Source organism: Gilliamella sp. Imp1-1, assembly GCF_001690415.1.
Lineage (GTDB): Bacteria > Pseudomonadota > Gammaproteobacteria > Enterobacterales > Orbaceae > Gilliamella > Gilliamella bombi.
The window spans coordinates 90,520-110,047 of sequence record NZ_LZHK01000045.1 but is presented as its reverse complement, the minus strand read 5'-3'; the positions used below and the strand labels follow the sequence as shown (position 1 = coordinate 110,047).

14 protein-coding genes are annotated in these 19,528 nt (G+C 35.1%); 7 read left to right on the top strand and 7 right to left on the bottom strand.

From position 1 onward, the window contains the following. Positions 1 to 62 precede the first annotated feature (62 nt). Positions 63 to 296, top strand: a complete 234-nt coding sequence (locus tag A9G38_RS04425; protein WP_034913771.1) for a hypothetical protein — start codon at positions 63 to 65, stop codon at positions 294 to 296. Between the two features lie 168 nt (positions 297 to 464). On the opposite strand, the gene mukB is transcribed toward A9G38_RS04425, so the two are convergent. From mukB to mukF, 3 genes are read right to left on the bottom strand one after another with little or no spacing between them, the layout of a single operon-like run. Further along, complete coding sequence (mukB, locus tag A9G38_RS04420) at positions 465 to 4,883, bottom strand: chromosome partition protein MukB (protein WP_034913808.1); 4,419 nt, start codon at positions 4,881 to 4,883, stop codon at positions 465 to 467. Positions 4,884 to 4,885: 2 nt separating this feature from the next. Continuing rightward, entirely contained in the window at positions 4,886 to 5,614 is a 729-nt protein-coding gene (mukE, locus tag A9G38_RS04415; RefSeq protein WP_080702356.1) for a chromosome partition protein MukE, read from the bottom strand. Positions 5,615 to 5,657: 43 nt separating this feature from the next. Next, positions 5,658 to 6,980 carry a chromosome partition protein MukF gene (gene mukF / locus A9G38_RS04410; RefSeq protein WP_034913776.1) on the bottom strand — a complete coding sequence of 441 codons (1,323 nt, stop codon included), beginning with the start codon at positions 6,978 to 6,980 and terminating at the stop codon, positions 5,658 to 5,660. 317 nt (positions 6,981 to 7,297) lie between these two features. Here mukF and pntA point away from each other — a divergent pair, with 317 nt between their 5' ends. Both pntA and pntB read left to right on the top strand, forming a co-directional pair. After that, the gene (gene pntA, locus A9G38_RS04405; RefSeq protein WP_034913778.1) at positions 7,298 to 8,830 is read left to right on the top strand and encodes a Re/Si-specific NAD(P)(+) transhydrogenase subunit alpha; all 1,533 of its coding nucleotides are present in this window, start codon (positions 7,298 to 7,300) and stop codon (positions 8,828 to 8,830) included. A gap of 15 nt (positions 8,831 to 8,845) precedes the next feature. Beyond that, a complete protein-coding gene (gene pntB, locus A9G38_RS04400; RefSeq protein ID WP_034913780.1) occupies positions 8,846 to 10,237 on the top strand; it encodes a Re/Si-specific NAD(P)(+) transhydrogenase subunit beta in 1,392 nt (463 codons plus the stop codon). A 55-nt stretch (positions 10,238 to 10,292) separates the two neighbouring features. Here pntB and A9G38_RS11645 read toward each other — a convergent pair whose 3' ends face one another. The 4 genes from A9G38_RS11645 to oxyR all read right to left on the bottom strand — a co-directional run bounded on the left by A9G38_RS11645 (position 10,293) and on the right by oxyR (position 13,132). After that, a complete protein-coding gene (locus A9G38_RS11645) occupies positions 10,293 to 10,928 on the bottom strand; it encodes an alpha/beta hydrolase family protein (protein ID WP_051634264.1) in 636 nt (211 codons plus the stop codon). A 9-nt stretch (positions 10,929 to 10,937) separates the two neighbouring features. Continuing rightward, complete coding sequence (locus A9G38_RS11640) at positions 10,938 to 11,321, bottom strand: alpha/beta hydrolase family protein (RefSeq protein WP_051634265.1); 384 nt, start codon at positions 11,319 to 11,321, stop codon at positions 10,938 to 10,940. Positions 11,322 to 11,519: 198 nt separating this feature from the next. Further along, positions 11,520 to 12,164 (bottom strand): HTH-type transcriptional repressor FabR, encoded by a 645-nt coding sequence (gene fabR, locus A9G38_RS04390; protein WP_034913785.1) that lies wholly within the window; start codon positions 12,162 to 12,164, stop codon positions 11,520 to 11,522. Between the two features lie 41 nt (positions 12,165 to 12,205). After that, positions 12,206 to 13,132 (bottom strand): DNA-binding transcriptional regulator OxyR, encoded by a 927-nt coding sequence (oxyR, locus tag A9G38_RS04385; protein WP_034913789.1) that lies wholly within the window; start codon positions 13,130 to 13,132, stop codon positions 12,206 to 12,208. Positions 13,133 to 13,536: 404 nt separating this feature from the next. Here oxyR and pcnB point away from each other — a divergent pair, with 404 nt between their 5' ends. The 4 genes from pcnB to rsmA all read left to right on the top strand — a co-directional run bounded on the left by pcnB (position 13,537) and on the right by rsmA (position 19,527). Then, positions 13,537 to 14,901, top strand: coding sequence for a polynucleotide adenylyltransferase PcnB (gene pcnB, locus A9G38_RS04380; RefSeq protein ID WP_051634266.1), 1,365 nt, complete (start codon positions 13,537 to 13,539; stop codon positions 14,899 to 14,901). 76 nt (positions 14,902 to 14,977) lie between these two features. After that, a complete protein-coding gene (gene lptD / locus A9G38_RS04375) occupies positions 14,978 to 17,344 on the top strand; it encodes an LPS assembly protein LptD (protein ID WP_034913793.1) in 2,367 nt (788 codons plus the stop codon). 79 nt (positions 17,345 to 17,423) lie between these two features. Further along, positions 17,424 to 18,737 carry a peptidylprolyl isomerase SurA gene (gene surA, locus A9G38_RS04370; protein WP_034913796.1) on the top strand — a complete coding sequence of 438 codons (1,314 nt, stop codon included), beginning with the start codon at positions 17,424 to 17,426 and terminating at the stop codon, positions 18,735 to 18,737. Continuing rightward, the gene (gene rsmA / locus A9G38_RS04365) at positions 18,730 to 19,527 is read left to right on the top strand and encodes a 16S rRNA (adenine(1518)-N(6)/adenine(1519)-N(6))-dimethyltransferase RsmA (RefSeq protein WP_034913799.1); all 798 of its coding nucleotides are present in this window, start codon (positions 18,730 to 18,732) and stop codon (positions 19,525 to 19,527) included. Before surA ends, rsmA begins: the two co-directional genes overlap by 8 nt. The last annotated feature ends 1 nt before the right edge of the window (position 19,528 follow it).

Genomic DNA, 19,528 nt, shown 5'->3' with positions numbered 1-19,528 from the left:
AATAGATATTTATTTTATATGATAATTTAAAATTATATTCAATAAAATGTAAGAAGAATAATATGGCTTTTACAGAAACAGAACGACAGCAGTTGATGGAGCTTAAATTCGTGGGTACCAAAATTATTGAAAGGCTTGAAGAGATGAAGTTCGCTTCTTTCGATAAATTGCGTAATGCTAGTTTAGATGAAATCCTTAACAAAGGTGCATTATTAACAGGTTCAACTTGTTGGAAAAACAGCCATCAAGCAAAAACGGCAATAAGTAATATTTTAAGTTTAGTCAACAATACGTAATATCCCTTTTTATGAGCAGCGAGTACATCCAACTTTTCAATTGAACAATGATAGTCAATTTTTTGATTTCGTATCTATTTTTAAGATATTTATACTGAAACGTATAGTTACCTGAAACTTTTTTACAAAAATTGTAAAGCTTTGCCGACAATGTCGACAAAGCAGAAATTAAGCAAAGCCTTTCAAACCAACTACATGCACATGTTCTTGGTTATTAATAACTTTACGTACGAGTTTATAGGTTGTTCCTTTTTCAGGACTGATGTTTTCTGGAGCAGCAATGATTAATTGCATTTCTAATCGTTCACAAAGTTCAAATAGTGTTGCAATTGATTTGGCATCTAGTCGAGCTGCTTCATCTAAGAATAGTAGACGACATGGCAAAATATCTTTATTCCGAAGTCGCTTGGATTCTTCTTCCCAACTTTGAATCACCATAAGTAAAATTGACATACCTGTACCAATTGCTTCACCCGTTGATAATGCACCGCTTTCAGCACGTAACCAACCATCTGCACCTCGATTCACCTCAACGTCCATTTCAAGATAATTTCGATAATCTAGCAGTTCTTCACCAATATTTTGGGCAGTTCGTTGTCCCATATCAATATGTGGATTTAAACGTTGATAGAGTTTAGCTAACGCTTCCGAGAAGGTAATACGATTATTACTAAATAGATCTTGATGTTCATTTTGCTCATCGGCAAGTGCAGCTAAAAGAGTTGAATGAGCTTCGCGAACATTGACATTTAAACGCACGCCATTAACTTGACCAAATGCCACTGCTTGTAATCCTTGGTTAAGCATACGAATACGATTTTGTTCGCGCTGTATGGTCTTACGAATAATATTCGATACACTCTTCGAGCTAATTGCCAGTTGCTGTTCACGCGAAGTGAGTTCTTCTGTTAAGCGTGACAATTCAATTTCCATCTGTTCAATGGCTTCAATTGGATCGTCAGTTTTAACAATATCTTGGCGAATTCGTTCACGCAAATGTGCGTAAACAGCGATATAGAATTGGATTTTACGTTCTGGGCGTTTTGGATCTTCTGATAGTCTTAATACATCCCGTAAATGTTCATTATCATTAACAGCTAAACGTAAGGAACCTAATGCTTTATCTGACATTGAGCGTAATTCATCCGCACTTAAATAAGCAAGTTCACGTCGATGTAAACGCTTTTCAACACTATTTTCTTTAACAAGCCTTAAGACTAAACACCACCCCGCTTTGGCTTGCACTACCTGTTTGCGTAGTTGCTTATAATCTCGCAGTGTTTGAGTTAGCCGTTTTTGCAATTGTGTCATTTCGCTTTCGCACATAATGAGTTGCTTTTCAAGCGATGTACAATGTTGACGATTGTTATTTAATTTTTGATGGATTTCATCACGACGTAATCGAGCACGTTCTTCAGTAATCGCATCGGCTTTTACCCCAATTTGTTCAATTTCTTTTTGTAGCTCATGCAACATATCGCGCTTAGTTTCAAATGCACTTTTAAGCGAAGCTAGTGTTTGGTTATATTGATTATATTTGTCTTGATACTGTTGCATCTGACTGCGAGCTTCAGTTCTTTGAGTTTCGACGATTTCTAAGCGAGAACGTAATTTTTCATTTAAATCACTATTTTCATTTAACATACCTGCCGAGTCTTCATAGCTAAAGTGGGCACGACGTTGCATTACTTCAGTTAAGGCAAAAACTTGTTGGCGGATAGTTTGTTGTTGTGCTTTAACCGTATTGTATTGTTCTCGTAAAGCTTCATTTAGCTCAGGATCACTTTGTAAAACAGCTAAAACTGGTTCAAGTTCTGAAATGGTATTGCGATTACGGCTAACATATTGCGCAGATTCTTGTGCTTGTGCAACTTGTTCACGTAAATCGTCAACCCTATCGACAAGATCATCATCAGCCAATAAATGCATTTGCGCAACCAAGCGATTTATGGTTGCTAATTGTTCTTTGCAATTAGTAACTTGTTGCTGATTTTGTTTATCAATACTTTCCTGAGACGATAACTGTCGTTCAATTTCAGTGCGTCTTGTCGTTAATTTTTGCGCCTCAGCTTCAGGATCGATATCAAAAGCAACCCCTAAATGTTGACCAATAAATTGCCCAACGTTTTGTTCAATTCGTTGTAATTTTTGTAAATCAAATGAGATAGTTGCATAGCGCTCATGTAATTCATCACGTTCGGCAGATAATTTTTCAAGGTGAATCTCACGAGCAGCACGACCAAATAGTGGTACTTTAGGAAAGCTTGAGAATCGCCATTGACGATCGCCCGTTTTGACAAGTACCGCTTTATTCATTTCCTCACAATCAAAAACACTATCATCAAATGATGACGGATCACCTTCGATAAAATAGATATCTTCAGGGTAATCTTCATCACTTGCGGTAAGGTTTTCTAATTGCTGTTTAACTAATGATAAATCTGGTACAACAATAGCTTGTCTTGATGGACCATATAATGCAGAAAAGTAAGGTGCATCATCAATTGTTACATCTTCATAAATTTCAGAAAGTAATACACCATTAAATCGTTCTGCTAACGAAGACAAACGGCCATCATCGACACCACTAGGTTGATTTAGTTGCTCAATTTGAACATCTAATTGGTTGCGTCTAAAACTAATTTGGTCTCGTTCAGTAACAAGTATTCGCTCTTTTTCTAGCAGTTTTTGCATATGTTGAGTGACATCTTGACTGTTATTAAACTGTTCGCTAGTTTGTTCTTGTAAAGCGATTAATGCATCTTGTGCTTTCAACCATAGTGGAGCTTTTTGACGATAATCAGCTATTTTTGATTGAATTTGTTCAAGCTCTTGCCTAAATTCGATACGTTTTTCGCTAGATTCATTAGCTCGTTCGGCTGTTTCGTCTAATTGCAATTCAAGTTCTTGTTTTAAGTCATCTAGTTCATCGTAATTAACTTGGCGTTCAATACGTTTACAAAATTGTGTTAATAACGATTCTGCTTCTTTTTGTTCAAAAAATCGTTGTTCAAGCTCATCTAGTTGTAGCTGTAAATGCTCGGCTTGTTCTGCTTGGTAACATTGTGATGGCCATTGTCTTAATGCTTCTTTAGCTGCCGCAAAAGCGTCACTTCGGGTAACATCGCCAACTAATTTAATCACTAATTGATAAGCACGGTCAAACTGATTAATTGCCGCATCAGATACACTTAATTTTTGCTCGAGTTCAAGAACTTGTTCCGTGATCTCTTTTTGCTTTTCTTCAAACAATTCATAGTGATTTTCAATATTACTAATACCTAATTTTGGTAACTGGCATAATGACTGAGCATTTTTTAACGCCTGTAAGGCCTGTTGGTATTGAATTGCACGTGTTTGTTGAACATCAAGAGCCTGTTGGTAATCAGCTAATTGAGTCTTGATTTCGTCAACTTCTTGTTCTGTTTGTTCTACTTGCTCACGATAGGTTTGGTGCTGTTCATTCGCTTCAAGTACCACTTCGTTTTGTTCTTCTAACTTTAAGTTTAAATCATCTAAATCTGCTTGATAACGGTCAATTTTTTCCTGTTGACGTAACGCAGTTTGCGCTAAATTGAGGTGATCATTAGCAGCCTGTAAATCGGTTTCCAAATCATTTTGCGCATCTTGGTATTCTTTAAGTTCTTTTGCCATTTCAACTTGGTGGTATTGATTGCTTATAAGCAGATCTTGCGTTTTAAACATATCACGACGCAGGCCAAGTACTGATTCTATATGAACTCGGCGTTCATTATTATGGCGCATATAATCAGCTGCCACATAATTAGTTGACTCAGTAATTAAGTGCTTAAATAAGTCACGATCCGATTGTGTTACTCGAATGGCTTCTAACGTCATCCGATTCTCGCGTAATGCGGCTTCCATATCTTGAAAAGCTTTTCGCACACCACTATTTTCTGGTAATAAATAATCACGTAAGGAACGAGTAATAGCACTTGAGATACCACCATAAAGTGAGGCCTCAATCAAACGGTAGTATTTGCTTCTATCGGATGGAGAGCGTAAGCGTTTTGGTAAAATACCAAAATCAAACATAACCGAATGATAATCAGTAATTGAGTTAAATTGTTTAAAGATAATGCCTTCCATTGATTCGGCTTTATCTTTTAACTCTGGTAACGATAAGATTCGCGATTGTTTATCATTTAAACGCTCCGTAACCAACTCTGTTGGGCTTACACTGATAGATAATCCTTGCAATAAAAAAGGCTTGATATCGACTTTTTTGTCCCGCCCTGCTACTTGTTGCAAACGTACACCACAAATAATCCTTTGGTTCCGTGAGTTAATTACGTCCAGCATAGAATAACAGACGCCTGGTTTTAATTTACCATGCAAGCCTTTATCTCGTGAGCCTGATGTGGCTCCAGCTTCGGTTGTATTTCTAAAGTGTAATAAAGTTAAGTCAGGTATTAATGCAGTTACAAATGCCGCCATGGTAGTTGATTTACCAGCACCATTACCACCAGATAATGTCGTAACTAATTGGTCAAGCTCAAAAGTTCGTGCAAAAAAACCATTCCAGTTAATTAGCGTTAATGAGTGAAATTTACCGTGTCCAATCATGATTATTCAGTCTCCTCATTAACATCTTCATCTTGTTCTTCATTATTATCATCTAAAATAAGTGCTGATTCGATTTTAATTGCTTCGCCATCTCGAATTAGGCGTAATTGCGCTTCTTGTGCGTCATCACTACTTCGTACATCTGCACCAAAACGGAAAATTGATTCGTTAATGCGAAAACGGCTACTGTCATTACCAACAATAAAAAAAATCATACCTAGTCGACGCAGGCGATTTAGCGCTGTTTTTACTTTATCAAATAGTTTTTGGCGATCTAAATCTGAACCTGTTGAACGTTGGTTTACTAATCTGAGTAACTTACTTTCATCTGCTAATGAAACCAGTTCATCAAACAATTCTTGTAAGGTAAAAATCCCCTCATGCGCTAATCTCTCGGGACTTAAATACAAATAACAAAGTACTTTGCCAACAAGCATATCAAGCTCCGATAATACTGAACGAGGAATCAATGTTGTTGAGCGAGGACGAAGATAGAAAAATCCTTCAGGCGCACGGATTAGCTCAACATTATAACGTTGATAAAATTGTTCAAGCTCAAGTTGGAAATCCATTAGAAAAGCATGATGATCAAGTTCATCAATACCAATATGACGGCCAGAGCGTAGTAAACTATCCAGTTCTGGAAATATCGGATTAGCAATTGCTTGGGCCAACTTAACGGGCATATATTTATCGATAGAAGCTTGAGAACTAGCGACTATGCGCCCCATAACTTCATCAAGATGATGTGCGGTTTGTTGTGTTTCGAAATCGTTAGTATCTGTTGATGACATGTGCTTGTACCTTAGCTCCATAATCGTTAATAGGTTTCCATTCGGCAGGAATTCCAAGCCAATCATCTTCAGCAATACCGAGACGAATAGCCTGATCAATAAATAATCTCGCTATATCAAAATGTTGTTCGCGTGGGAACTGGGCCAAATAGTTATGAATGGTAGTGCCCATATCAAGTGGTTTATTTTCTTGCTTAAATACCATTAAATTTTGTTCAATATGAGCAATAATATGTTCTTGAATCTCTTCAATCATTTCAAATTCAAGTTCCGAAGGTAATTCTCCTGTTACTTCAGCATCATGTAGTGCCAATTCTTCATCACGCATATCTAGTAAGCGATCGGCATTAGCAAAAGTGAGTGACCAAGGCAAATTAAAGTATCCTTGAATCGATTTTCGTAAGCGTTGCGAAAACACACGATTTTTATCTAAATCAATAGCAGTACGAATAAATTTATGAACATGGCGATCATAACCGATCCAAAGGTCAATCGCTTTTTGCCCCCAACCAATAATTCGATCTAGTTTACCTTGCAGATCCATAACTACATTGTTGATTTTATCGAGTTCTGGATTATCAAGCGTCGCATCTTGTATTAAAAGTAAACTGGCTTGTAATTTATCACCTGCAGCAGCTAAAGTATCTTGTAACTCTCGCAATGTTTGTGATGTTTCAGTCAGTAACCCTTCACAACTGCTAATTGCTGCTTGCCAATCTTGACTTAATAGGGCAGAAATATTTTGTTTAACATCAGCTTGTTGTTCATCCATCACTCGTTGTGTGATATCGATACTGTCAAAAATTTCAGCGACTGAATATTTTAATGGCGCAAAGACATTTCGATGCCAATGTAAATCATCACCACCTTCGACGGCTGCATCTGCAGCTCGTTTTAACTCTTGCGCAACAATAGATAACTGAATGGATAAACGCAGCGTTGAGAATTCACGTTGGCGAATATAATAATCAGAAATACCTATACCTAACGGAGTTAAACGATAAATCGAAAAACCGTCTGTCATTTCACTAGTAAAACGTGTGATCAAACGTTGGCGTACCAAATCATTGATAGCATTATTAGCTCGCACAGTAATAGTGTCTTCACTCTGCTCGAAAATTTGCGAAACATGCCTAAAAGCATCAATTAATTCAGATTCCGTCATTTCACCGTCAAAACGTTCGCTATTTAATACGGCAATAGCCAATAAAAAAGCTAATCTTTCCACAGGCAAAGCGATCGAAAAATCATTCTTTTTTGCCCAAGAGACCAGTTCTGGCACTGATTGGGAAAAATCAATCATAAAAAATCCTTAATTTAAGGAGAGAAAAATCGAATCATACCTCAAAGTTTTATATCTCAAGGTAGAAACAAAAATAACGCCAATTATATAACAATATAGAGTAAATTTGTAATGGAATTCAATGAAAGCATTAAAACTGTTTTATTTAAATTATAGCTATTTCGGTATAGCCTTATAATAATATTAATTAATAAATATTACTCAAATAATTTAAAAATCTTATTTCTTGAATAAAAAATAGATTCCCTACTCGCACATAACCCTATTTATGCTAAAATCAACTTATATACAATAAACTAACATAAGGACGTAACGAAATGCATATCGGTATACCTAAAGAACGGTTAGCCAATGAAGCTAGAGTTGCAGCGACTCCTTTAACTGTTGGACAACTGTTAAAACTGGGCTTTACAGTTTCCGTAGAACAAGGCGCTGGACATGCAGCTCATTATGAAGACCAAGCTTTTATTGATGCTGGAGCCACAATTCAAAACACTCAAGATATTTGGCAAAATGATTTAATTTTGAAGTTTCATGCGCCAAGCGATGATGAAATTTCTTTAATGAAAGAGGGTTCAACCCTTATTAGCTATATTTATCCAGCTCAACATACAGAATTATTAGAAAAATTAGCCGCCAAAAATATTACTGTAATGGCTATGGATTGTGTACCACGTATTTCACGTGCGCAATCTCTAGATGCATTAAGCTCAATGTCTAATATTGCTGGTTATCGTTCAGTTATTGAAGCAGCAAATCAATTTGGTCGATTCTTTACAGGTCAAGTTACTGCTGCTGGTAAAGTGCCTCCTGCTAAAATATTAGTTATTGGAGCAGGTGTTGCTGGCCTTGCCGCCATTGGCGCAGCGGTGAGTTTGGGGGCAATTGTTCGTGCTTTTGACACCCGCCCTGAAGTTGCCGAACAAATTAACAGCATGGGAGCTGACTTTTTAGAGTTAGATTTTGAAGAAGAAGCAGGCTCTGGCGACGGCTATGCTAAACAGATGTCAGCGGCCTTTATTGAAGCTGAAATGGCACTGTTTGCAGAGCAAGCTAAAGATGTTGATATCATCATAACAACAGCACTAATTCCAGGTAAACCAGCTCCAAAACTCATTTCGAAAGAAATGGTTGAGTCAATGAAACCTGGTAGTGTTATTGTTGATTTGGCTGCGTTAACTGGTGGTAACTGTGAATTAACTAAACCAGGTGAAATTTTCGAAACAGATAACAATGTTAAAATTGTTGGTTATACTGATTTAGCTAATCGTATGCCAGCACAAGCATCACAGCTTTATGGTACAAACATTGTTAACCTATTAAAACTACTTGCTAAAGAAAAAGACGGTAATATTGATATCAATTTTGAAGATGTTGTAATTCGTGGTGTAACTGTGGTTAAAGATAAAGAAATCACTTGGCCAGCACCGCCGATTCAAGTATCTGCTCAACCTCAGAAAAAAGCAGCAGAGCCAATTGTTAAACCAGAACCAAAACCAATGGATCCTCGCAAAAAATATGGTATTTTAGCTTTAGTTCTCATTGCTTTCTTCTGGCTTGCAAACTCCGTTCCTGAAAGCTTTTTAGGGCATTTTACTGTATTTGCATTATCTTGCGTTGTTGGTTACTACGTTGTATGGAATGTTACACATTCTTTGCATACACCACTAATGTCGGTAACTAATGCAATTTCTGGAATTATATTGGTCGGAGCAATTCTGCAAGTCAGTGATGATAATGGCTTAACTACGGCAATTGCTTTTGTTGCTATTTTGATTGCTAGTATCAATATTTTTGGTGGATTCTTTGTTACTCAAAGAATGCTGAAAATGTTCCAACGTGGCAAGTAAAGGAGAGCATACATTATGAGTAATGGAATCATTCAAGCAGCCTATGTTATTGCTGCATTACTTTTTATCTTTAGCTTACGAGGTCTTTCCAACCAAGAATCTGCCAAATCTGGTAATATTTACGGTATGATTGGTATGGTAATCGCACTTATTGCAGCAGTTGCAAGTATTAAAGGCGGATTACACTGGATAGTTATTGCAATGATTATTGGTGCTGTAATTGGTTTATATTTGGCTAAAAAAGTTGAAATGACTCAAATGCCAGAACTTGTTGCACTACTTCATAGCTTTGTTGGAATGGCTGCTGTTCTAGTTGGTTTAAACAGTTATTTAGATCCACACATTCAAAATTTTCAAGGTGGAGAGTTAACTGTACATTTAGTAGAGATTTTTGTTGGTGTCTTTATTGGCGCAGTAACCTTCTCTGGCTCTGTTGTCGCATTTGGTAAATTAAATGGACGCATTAGCTCAAAACCATTATCAATTCCAAATAAACATTATTGGAATTTAGCAGCAATTGTTGTTTCTATCATTTTAATGTTTACTTTTGTTGAAGTAAAAAGTGGCGCTGGTGCAACAATTAGTTTGTTGATCATGGCAATTATTGCATTCGTGTTTGGTTTCCATCTTGTTGCTTCAATTGGTGGTGCTGACATGCCTGTTGTTATTTCAATGCTAAATTCTTATTCAGGTTGGGCAGCAGCAGCAGCAGGCTTTATGTTAGGCAACGATCTACTAATTGTAACTGGTGCGTTAGTTGGTTCATCAGGCGCAATTCTTTCATATATTATGTGTAAAGCGATGAACCGCTCATTTATAAGTGTTATTGCTGGCGGTTTCGGTAGCGATGGTAGTACAGCCAGTTCATCAGATGAAGAACAAGGTGAATACCGTGAAATGCAACCAGCCGAAGTTGCACAAACTTTAAAAGAAGCTCGCTCAGTTATTATTGTTCCTGGATATGGTATGGCAGTTGCTCAAGCGCAAGGTGCTGTAAGTAATATTACAGAAAAACTACGTGCAATGGATATTGAGGTGAGATTTGGTATTCACCCTGTTGCAGGACGTTTACCTGGGCATATGAATGTATTATTAGCCGAAGCAAAAGTCCCTTATGATATTGTATTAGAAATGGATGAAATCAACGATGACTTCCCTGATACTGATGTGGTTTGGGTAATTGGAGCTAACGATACAGTCAACCCAGCGGCAGAAGAAGATCCAAATAGCCCAATAGCAGGCATGCCTGTTCTTGAAGTTTGGAAAGCAAAAACGGTTGTTATTTCTAAACGCTCAATGAATACTGGTTATGCAGGTGTACAAAACCCACTATTCTTTAAAGAAAATAGCTATATGCTATTTGGTGATGCTAAAGACAGTGTTGAAAAAGTACTACAAAACCTTTAAGTATCACTAAAAGTATTACTGCGGCTTTTGCCGCAGTTATTTCTAAAATAAGCACTTAATTTAAATTCACCTTAGCTAAAAAATCGATTATTTGATCCGTTATTTCACGGTGTATCTCTGTCCTTGTGCGATTCCCACCATCTTTACAAATGATTGCTTCTCCTTTAGCCTCTTGCTCTAAAATATCTATAGCATCTGATTTACAAATTTGCATGAAACTAAAATGCGTTGCATCAGGGATAACAATATAAGTTGATAATGATTTTGAAAGAAACTGTTGTAAATAACCAGATTCTAGCTCTACATTCATATCACCAACATCAATACCAGCGCCAATGATTAAAGAAGGAAAAGCAATATTTTTCAAACTATCTGCAGTAAATCCTCTAACTAATCCAGCATCTAAAGAAATAAATGACTTTATTCTCTGATCTGACATGTTTTTATTTAATTGTGGGTTATCCAGTCCAAGTTCATTTACTAACTGGCAAGCTTTTAAATGTGAATGTATAGTGCAATCTTGTTTAAAAAGATCTGTATCAAACCTTGCTCCAGCAAGTGCAGCTACTGTCCAACCGCCAAGAGAATGTCCAATAGATGAAATTTTATTCATATCAATATAGTTTGCCAAAAACTCATCTATTTGTAACGCATCAATAGTTTTACTTAGATCTTGAGGACGTAACCACAATTTAGTAGATTAAGTAATATCTTTATTAAAATAAGTAGTTCCCGGATGATTTGGTGCAGCAACAATATATCCCCTATCTGCCAGTTCATAAGCAAGCCAATTTAAACTTTGCCAACTTCCTCCATAACCATGCGAAATAACAATCAAAGGATGTTTACGATAATTTGAAATAGATGCTGCATTAGGAATGACTTTAGAACCGTAAAAAACGGCATTATCGCCAATAGCTACTGCTCTTTGTTGAGCATCTGTCGGATACCATATTGCAATATTTAAAGGTCTACTGTCTTCTTTGCTATAATAGATTTCCTTAAATCCCACATTTGAATAAGCATAGTTGAAAAAGGGAAAGGACAAAATAAGCGAATAAAGCAAAAAGTATAGTTTAGTCATGAAATTAATTTCTATTTAACAATGTTTCTCTTTTTTTTAATGCTACAGTATGAATAACAAAAACACAATAAATAGTAATAGTAAAAATCAGTAATTAGTAGATATTCTTATTGAAAATAATTAATTGCTAAACAGCATAAAATTTTAATATTACGACCAAATTAGAATTTTGAGATTGGATTTGGGGTAGTATAACGATTAATGACTATCTTTTTTGATTTGTTCTTTATGATATAAATAATAAGCTCCACGAGACACCATTCTTAGTTGAAAAATAAGATCTTCAATTAATTTTTGTCTTTGTACTGTGTCAAAATCAATTGCTTCAGCTCCCGCATTAAAAGCAATAGTGACCATCGCTTCTGCTTGAGCTTCATTATAATGGTGAGGCATTTGGTTAGCATTATCAAGATAATCCACAAGTTCGACAATAAAGTGTTGAATTTCACGGGCAATAGCAGATCGAAAAGCGGCTGACGTCCCCGCTTTTTCACGAAGAAGTAATAAAAAGACCTTCGGATTCTTATCAATAAATTCAATGAATGTGGTCACCGATGTCCGTAATACACTACCACCTTTTTCAATACGCTTACGTGCTTGTCGCAATAATTGACGAAGAGTTAAACCGCTTTCATCAACCATGGCTAAACCCAACTCATCCATATCACGAAAATGACGATAAAATGAAGTAGCAGCGATTCCAGCTTCACGCGCTACTTCTCGCAAACTTAAACTTGTAAAACCTTGCTCAGCATTAAGTTGATTAAATGCTGTTTCAATTAAAGTACGGCGAGTTCTTTCTTTTTGTTGAGCACGAACACCACCGGTCTTGATATTTTTCATTTGATAGCTCAGTTATAATATTTTTGATTTACTACCTACCCCTAAATTGATTTGATTAATAATCGTTCTTTCTCAGCAAATACTTTAGGCATATGCTCCCGGATTGTTTTAGCTATTGTTTCATAACGGGAACGTAATGGTGAACCAGGACGATAAATAAGAGCAATGCTGCGTACAGGTACAGGATCAGTACAAGGAATATAGCAAATATTATCACGAATTCGCTCGTTAGGTATAGCAAGTTCAGGAAATAAAGTAATACCGCGACCAGCAGAAATCATACTCCTAAGCGTTTCAAGACTAGTAGCTTTAAATTGTTTATCTTCATCAACTCCAACTTGAAAACAGTATCCCATTGCATGATCTCGTAAACAGTGACCATCTTCTAACATTAAGAATTTTTTACCTTTTAAGCTAGAAAGTTTAACTGTATTTTTGCTAGCTAATTCATCAGTAGCAGGAACAGTTAAAAACATGGGTTCATCAAATAAAGGTAGTTCAATAAATTGTGATGTTTCTTTGACTTGTGCAATGATTGCGCAATCAAGCTTGCCGCTTTCGAGTTGAGCAACAATATTGGCGGTTTGTGCTTCGTGCAAGTAAAGTTCCAACTGAGGAAAAAAGTCATGTAAAACTGTAATGACATGAGGTAAAAGATAAGGCGCTATAGTAGGGATCAGGCCTATATGCATTGGTCCAGACATTTCTTCACCTTGACGGCTAGCCATTTCTTTTAAAATTTGGATATTACGCAAAATCTCTTTGGCTTGTTCAACTAGCATCATACCAGTTTGAGTAAATAGTACTTTGCGACTTGTGCGCTCTAATAACATTACGCCTAATTCATCTTCTAATTTTCTAATTTGACCACTGAGAGTTGGTTGACTCACATTGCAAGCATCAGCAGCTTTACGGAAATGGCGAAATTCAGCTAACGAAACAAAATATTCCAAATCACGAATGTTCATAATGTCCCCAATAAGTTATCAGTTAATGGTATATACTCAAATAACTTCTATTATGTAATAGTTATAACAAATAACATCAAAAGCGCTTTATAATTTATCAAATTATAAAGCGTTATTAATTATATTTTGTGATACAAATAAGTAAAAAGAAGTTCTGAGTACAGTTTTATTCCATCTTAATTAGCTAATTAAATACACTAATCAGAGTAAAACAAAGTTTATTTTTTTATTAGATGTTGTTAATATTACTATACGAAACACTATTGTTGATAATTATGTTTAAAAAATCAAATAGAATATTTAAGTCATCTAAAAAAATACAATTTTATTGAACGAAAAAATACCAATTCCAAGAAAAATGAAAACTTATTAGCAATTACTATATAATTGCGCGCTATATTATTATGAAGCAAAAAAACTTTTTGAGGTGCACCATTTTTAAACAAGTTTCACGCTTTTATCGAAAGTTTTTTCACAATGAAGACAAACAAAAAGCTAGCTATGTGTCCATTTCCCGTAATGAACATAATATATCTCGCAAAGAGATTAGTGAAAACGCATTAAAAGTCCTTTATCGATTAAATAAACAAGGATACGAAGCCTATCTAGTTGGGGGATGTATCAGAGATCTTATCTTAGGTAAAACGCCAAAGGATTTTGATATCACAACTAATGCTACACCAGAACAAATTCAGAAAATTTTCCGTAACTGTCGTTTAGTAGGAAGGCGATTTCGTCTTGCTCATATTATGTTTGGGAAAGAAATTATTGAAGTTGCAACATTCCGTGGTGACCACGACTCTCAAAAAGGACAAACCAATATATCCAAACGTTCGCAGTCAGGTATGCTATTACGTGATAATGTCTACGGAACCATTGAGCAAGATGCTATCCGTCGGGATTTTACTATGAATGCACTTTACTATAATGTAAATGATTTTACTTTACGTGATTATTGCGGAGGATTAGAAGATTTACAAAAAGGCATTATTCGATTAATTGGCGATCCGCAAACACGTTATCGAGAAGATCCTGTTAGGATGCTAAGGACAGTCCGTTTTGCTGCAAAACTGAATATGAAAATTGAACTAGCTACTGCTAAGCCAATTAAACAGCTTGCATCATTATTAAGAAACGTACCTTCAGCACGACTTTTTGATGAGTCCCTTAAATTATTACAAACTGGGAATGGTTACAAAACTTATAAGTTACTAAGAGAGTATGGCCTTTTTGAACAACTATTTCCTGTTATTGAGCATCTATTTGCTAACAATCCAAACAGTTATTTAGAGAAAATCATCGAACAAGTTTTAAAAAATACTGATTATCGCATTGCCAACAATAAGCGAATTAATCCAGCATTTTTGTTTGCAGTTTTTTTCTGGTATCCAATAATTGAACAAACACAAGCAACGTGTATCGAAAGTGGTTTGCCATTTCATGATTCGTTTTCGATGGCAATTAACGAAGTACTAAGTGAACAATGTAAAAGTATTGCTATACCTAGACGCTTAACGAGCATCATGGGTGATATTTGGCGTTTACAGCTACGAATGAAGAAACGGAATGGTAAACGAGCGTTTGCCATTTTAGAACATCCTAAGTTTAGAGCTGCTTATGACCTTTTAGAAATGCGAGCCTCAATCGAAAAAGGAGAGCTCTTGCAGTTAGCTAGGTGGTGGGATGAGTTTCAAAATACTACAGCCGAAAAAAGAATAGCAATGGTAAAACAGCTTAATAAAATAAATAAACGCATAGGGAAACGTTAATTTTTAATTCGCACTTTTATAAATAACCGCTATAATGCTGCAATTAAAATAATCAAAAATAGCTTTAGAATCATTGATGAAAAATTTAACGCCTTCTCTTATTGCTATAGCCGTTACTCTTTTTTTGTATAATAGCTCTAGTTATGCTTTAGATTTACCTAAAACCGTTGTAAGCAATAATCCTCAATGCCTTATAGACGTTCCTAAGTTTGATCGCCTTTTAGTTAATGGAGATATAGATACTTTACCCGTAAATGCTGAAGCTAATCAACTTGAAGCAATCTACCCTAATATTGCTATATATAAAGGTGAAGTATTAATAGAACAAGGCAACCGAACGGTTCAAGCAGACAAAGTAACAATTGATACTCAAGATAGTAATAATAGAATAGTAACATTAGAAGGTGATATTACTTATCAAGATAATTTAATAAAAATGAAAGGCGATAAAGCATCAATGAATCTAAATAACAATGATGCAGATATGATCCCAAGTGAGTATCATCTTGTCAATAGGCTTGGTCGTGGTAATGCAGATAAAATGCAACTTGAAAAAAATCGTTATGTTATTTTAAAAAAAGGTAGTTTTACATCTTGTCCTATTAATGACAGCACATGGGATATTAAAGGAACGACTGTTATTCATGATAACGAGGAGCAATTTCTAGAGGTCTGGAACGCTGTATTTAGTATTGGTAAAGTGCCTGTTCTATACTCGCCTTATTTACAATTACCAACCGGTAATAAACGCCGTTCAGGATTATTAATGCCGAATTTCGGCTATGACAGTATCGATGGCATTGATTTTTCAATACCTGTTTATTGGAATATTGCACCAAATTATGATGCAACCTTTACCCCAAGAGTATTAGAAAAACGTGGTCTACAATTGCAAACAGAATTTCGTTATTTAAACGAAATAGGTTTAGGTACAATTGCATTTGACTGGCTTCAACACGATACTAAATATAATGAAGATAGAGACAATCGTTTTAATGGTAACAATTATGACGACAATCGTCACCGTTGGTTATTTCATTGGAAAAATGATGAATTAATTAACTATAATTGGCGCTTTTATGCAGATACAACTCGAGTCAGTGACAATCAGTATCTTACAAACTTAAGTTCTAAATACGCCTCCCAAACTGCAGGATATTTAACGCAGTATTATAAAATTGCTTATAATGATGAAAATTGGGATATTATGTTAGGCTATCGACACTTTCAACCATTCCATTCAGAATTAAAAAATTCACTTTATCAAACTCAACCACAATTGGATATGAGCTATTATAATAATGATTTGGGGCCATTTAAATTTAGAGTATTCTCTCAAGTATCTCACTTCTTGACGTCTGGAAAAAGTAAACCTAAAGCATGGCGAGCACATTTTGAACCAACGCTTAATTATACTTTATCCAATTCTTGGTCATCATTAACCACTGAAACTGGGATTATGGCAACTCATTATAATCAAGATAATATCAATAAAAATATTGAACAATATAAATATTTAGATAAAAAGGTTAATCGTTTTTTGCCTAAGTTTAGCATTGATGGTAAAGTTATCTTTGAGCGTGATGTTCCTTTTATTAATGGCTATACGCAAACCTTAGAGCCTCGAGTAAAATATATCTATATTCCCTATCGAAATCAATCTAATATTAGCGACTATGATTCCACTATATTACAGTCGGATTATATTGGTCTATTTAGAGATCAACCATATAGTGGTTTAGATAGGATTGCTTCAACCAATAAAATATCAACTGGTGTAACAACACGATTTTATGATAATAATAAGGTTGAAAAATTTAACTTATCTATTGGGCAAATTACTTATTTCACCAAATCAAAAACGAGTGAACATAATAATGATTTAGATGAAAACTCCGATACAGGCAGTATTACCTGGGCATCGGATAACTTTTGGCGTATAAGTAATGATATAATCTTTAGAAGTGGCGTTCAGTATGATACTCGAATTGATACAATTTCATTAGCCAATGTAATATTTGAATACCGGCCAACTGGCGATAAGTTAATCCAATTATCATACCGCTATGCAAACCGTAACTATATTGATACTGTCGATAAGAATCCATTTTATAGAGGCTATAGACAAGATATTTCACAGGCTGGAATGATGACCGCTTGGCCATTATCGCAAACATTCAATGCTGTTGGTTCATATTATTATGACGTTAAATTAGAACAAACTACAGATGGTTCTATCGGATTGAATTATAGTGATTGTTGTTGGGGAACAACAGTACAATATGGTAGAAAATTGACGGACTGGGATAATACTTCTCGCAAAAGTAAGTATGAAAATAAACTATCGATTAACTTCGAATTAAAAGGATTGGGTAGCAACCGAGATACCAAAGCTAAAATGCTTAATTTTGGTAAACTACCATATAATACAGCATTTGAATAAAATATTTTTTTAACTGTAAGATTACCAATAAATTTATTACAAGCTGTCTATGCTGAAAAACAAAATGAGTTAAGTGAATATGAAATTATTAAAACTATTTATAGCATTAAATCTAAGCATAACTTTAGGAATTATAACTCCGTTATCTGCCAATGCTGCTCCGAAAGTTGTAGAACAAGTTGCTGCGGTTGTTAATAACAATGTCATTTTAGAAAGTGATGTTAATGATATGTTAAAAACGATTAAAGCTAGCTCAGATCCTAAAAATCTACCTAATGATAAAATACTTAGACAACAAATTATTGAACGTTTAATTATCGAAAATCTAATTTTACAAAAAGCAGCTAAAGCTAAAATTACAGTTAGTGATGACGAGGTAACTGAAGCTATTAATAGAATTGCAGCAGAAAATGGTATGAGTGTCGACCAACTTAGAAGTAGACTTTCGATGATGAGAATAAGTTATGGTGCCTATCGTGAAAGAATTCACAATGATATGCTAATAGATAAGACTCGAATGCATGAAGTTAGATCAAGAGTCAAAATTTCAGAAAAAGAAATAGAAAATTTAGCAAAAAATATTGCTCGTCAACCAACCAATAATATTGATGTAAAAATAAGCCATATTTTGATTTCTGTTCCAGAAAAAGCATCAAAACAACAAATTGATAATGCAACAAATAAAGCACGAGATATCATTAATCGGGCTCAAAAAGGGGAAAGTTTTGCTAAATTAGCCACTTCATATTCAAACGATGATTTTGCATTGAAAGGTGGTAGTATGGGTTGGCATAAACTTAATGAATTACCTACTATCTTTGAAGAGCGATTAGTACGAGCTACAAAAGGTAGTATTATTGGACCTATCCGTTCTGGGGTTGGTCTACATATTCTAAAAGTTGATGATACTCGTTCAGAAGCACCAAGAACCTTCACAATTGAAGAGGTAAATGCACGCCATATACTGATTAAAACAAATGTATTAGTCACCGACCAAATTGCAAAACAAAAGCTAAGTGATATCCGTAAATCAATTACTAGTGGAGCCACAACTTTTGAAGCAGCAGCTAAAGCTAACTCTGAAGATACAGGCTCGGCAAGTAAAGGAGGAAACTTAGGTTGGAACCGTCCTGAAATTTATGATAATGGTTTTAGAACGGCTCTGATTCAGTTAAAGAAAGGAGAAATTAGCCAACCAATAAAATCGGCTTATGGCTGGCATTTAATTCAATTAATTGATAAAAGACAAGCTGATGGAACAAATGCAATGAATAAAGATCAAGCTTATCGACTTATTTTTAATCGTAAATTTTCTGAAGAAGCCCAAGTATGGATTCAAGAAATAAAAGGTGACGCTTATATTAAAATCACAGGTGAAGATAAACATGAATAACCGTGTTCACCAAGGGCATTTTGCCCGTAAAAGATTTGGGCAAAATTTTTTACATGATGATTACATTATAGAAAGTATTGTTTCAGCTATACAACCTAAAAAAGATCAAGCACTAGTCGAAATCGGTCCCGGGCTTGCGGCATTAACCATACCTATCAGTAAACATATTGATCATTTGACAGTTATAGAGATAGATAGAGATCTAGCTAATAGATTAATTGAAAATCCATTTTTAAATAATAAATTAACGGTTATTGAACAAGATGCCCTAACCTTTGACTTTAATCAGTTAGCCGATCAATTAGGTAAACCATTAAGAGTATTTGGTAACTTACCTTATAATATCTCGACACCGTTAATGTTTCATTTATTTGAACATACAAATATCATCACTGACATGCATTTTATGCTACAAAAAGAAGTGGTAACTCGATTAGTTGCATCGCCTAACAGTAAACATTACGGTAGATTGAGCGTTATGGCTCAATATTATTGTCAGATCATTCCTGTTCTTGAAGTACCACCAACATCATTTAAACCAGCCCCAAAAGTTGACTCTGCTGTAGTTAAATTAGTACCTTATAAAGAAAAACCTTATCTTGTTAATGATATAAGAATACTTTCTCGCGTAACTACAGAGGCATTTAACCAACGACGAAAAACTATCCGTAACAGCTTAAGTAATCTGTTTACGGTTGAACAATTAAATGACTTAAATATTGATCCTAATTTACGTGCCGAAAACTTAACAGTACAACAATACTGTCAACTTGCAAACTCATGGAGTTAAC

What these genes read in the sequence shown, in the direction of transcription:
- A9G38_RS04425 (WP_034913771.1), top strand. Translation starts at nt 63, where the DNA reads ATGGCTTTTACAGAAACAGAACGACAGCAGTTGATGGAGCTTAAATTC.
- mukB (WP_034913808.1), bottom strand. Translation starts at nt 4,883, where the DNA reads ATGATTGGACACGGTAAATTTCACTCATTAACGCTAATTAACTGGAAT.
- mukE (WP_080702356.1), bottom strand. Translation starts at nt 5,614, where the DNA reads ATGGGGCGCATAGTCGCTAGTTCTCAAGCTTCTATCGATAAATATATG.
- mukF (WP_034913776.1), bottom strand. Translation starts at nt 6,980, where the DNA reads ATGATTGATTTTTCCCAATCAGTGCCAGAACTGGTCTCTTGGGCAAAA.
- pntA (WP_034913778.1), top strand. Translation starts at nt 7,298, where the DNA reads ATGCATATCGGTATACCTAAAGAACGGTTAGCCAATGAAGCTAGAGTT.
- pntB (WP_034913780.1), top strand. Translation starts at nt 8,846, where the DNA reads ATGAGTAATGGAATCATTCAAGCAGCCTATGTTATTGCTGCATTACTT.
- A9G38_RS11640 (WP_051634265.1), bottom strand. Translation starts at nt 11,321, where the DNA reads ATGACTAAACTATACTTTTTGCTTTATTCGCTTATTTTGTCCTTTCCC.
- fabR (WP_034913785.1), bottom strand. Translation starts at nt 12,164, where the DNA reads ATGAAAAATATCAAGACCGGTGGTGTTCGTGCTCAACAAAAAGAAAGA.
- oxyR (WP_034913789.1), bottom strand. Translation starts at nt 13,132, where the DNA reads ATGAACATTCGTGATTTGGAATATTTTGTTTCGTTAGCTGAATTTCGC.
- pcnB (WP_051634266.1), top strand. Translation starts at nt 13,537, where the DNA reads ATGAAGCAAAAAAACTTTTTGAGGTGCACCATTTTTAAACAAGTTTCA.
- lptD (WP_034913793.1), top strand. Translation starts at nt 14,978, where the DNA reads ATGAAAAATTTAACGCCTTCTCTTATTGCTATAGCCGTTACTCTTTTT.
- surA (WP_034913796.1), top strand. Translation starts at nt 17,424, where the DNA reads ATGAAATTATTAAAACTATTTATAGCATTAAATCTAAGCATAACTTTA.
- rsmA (WP_034913799.1), top strand. Translation starts at nt 18,730, where the DNA reads ATGAATAACCGTGTTCACCAAGGGCATTTTGCCCGTAAAAGATTTGGG.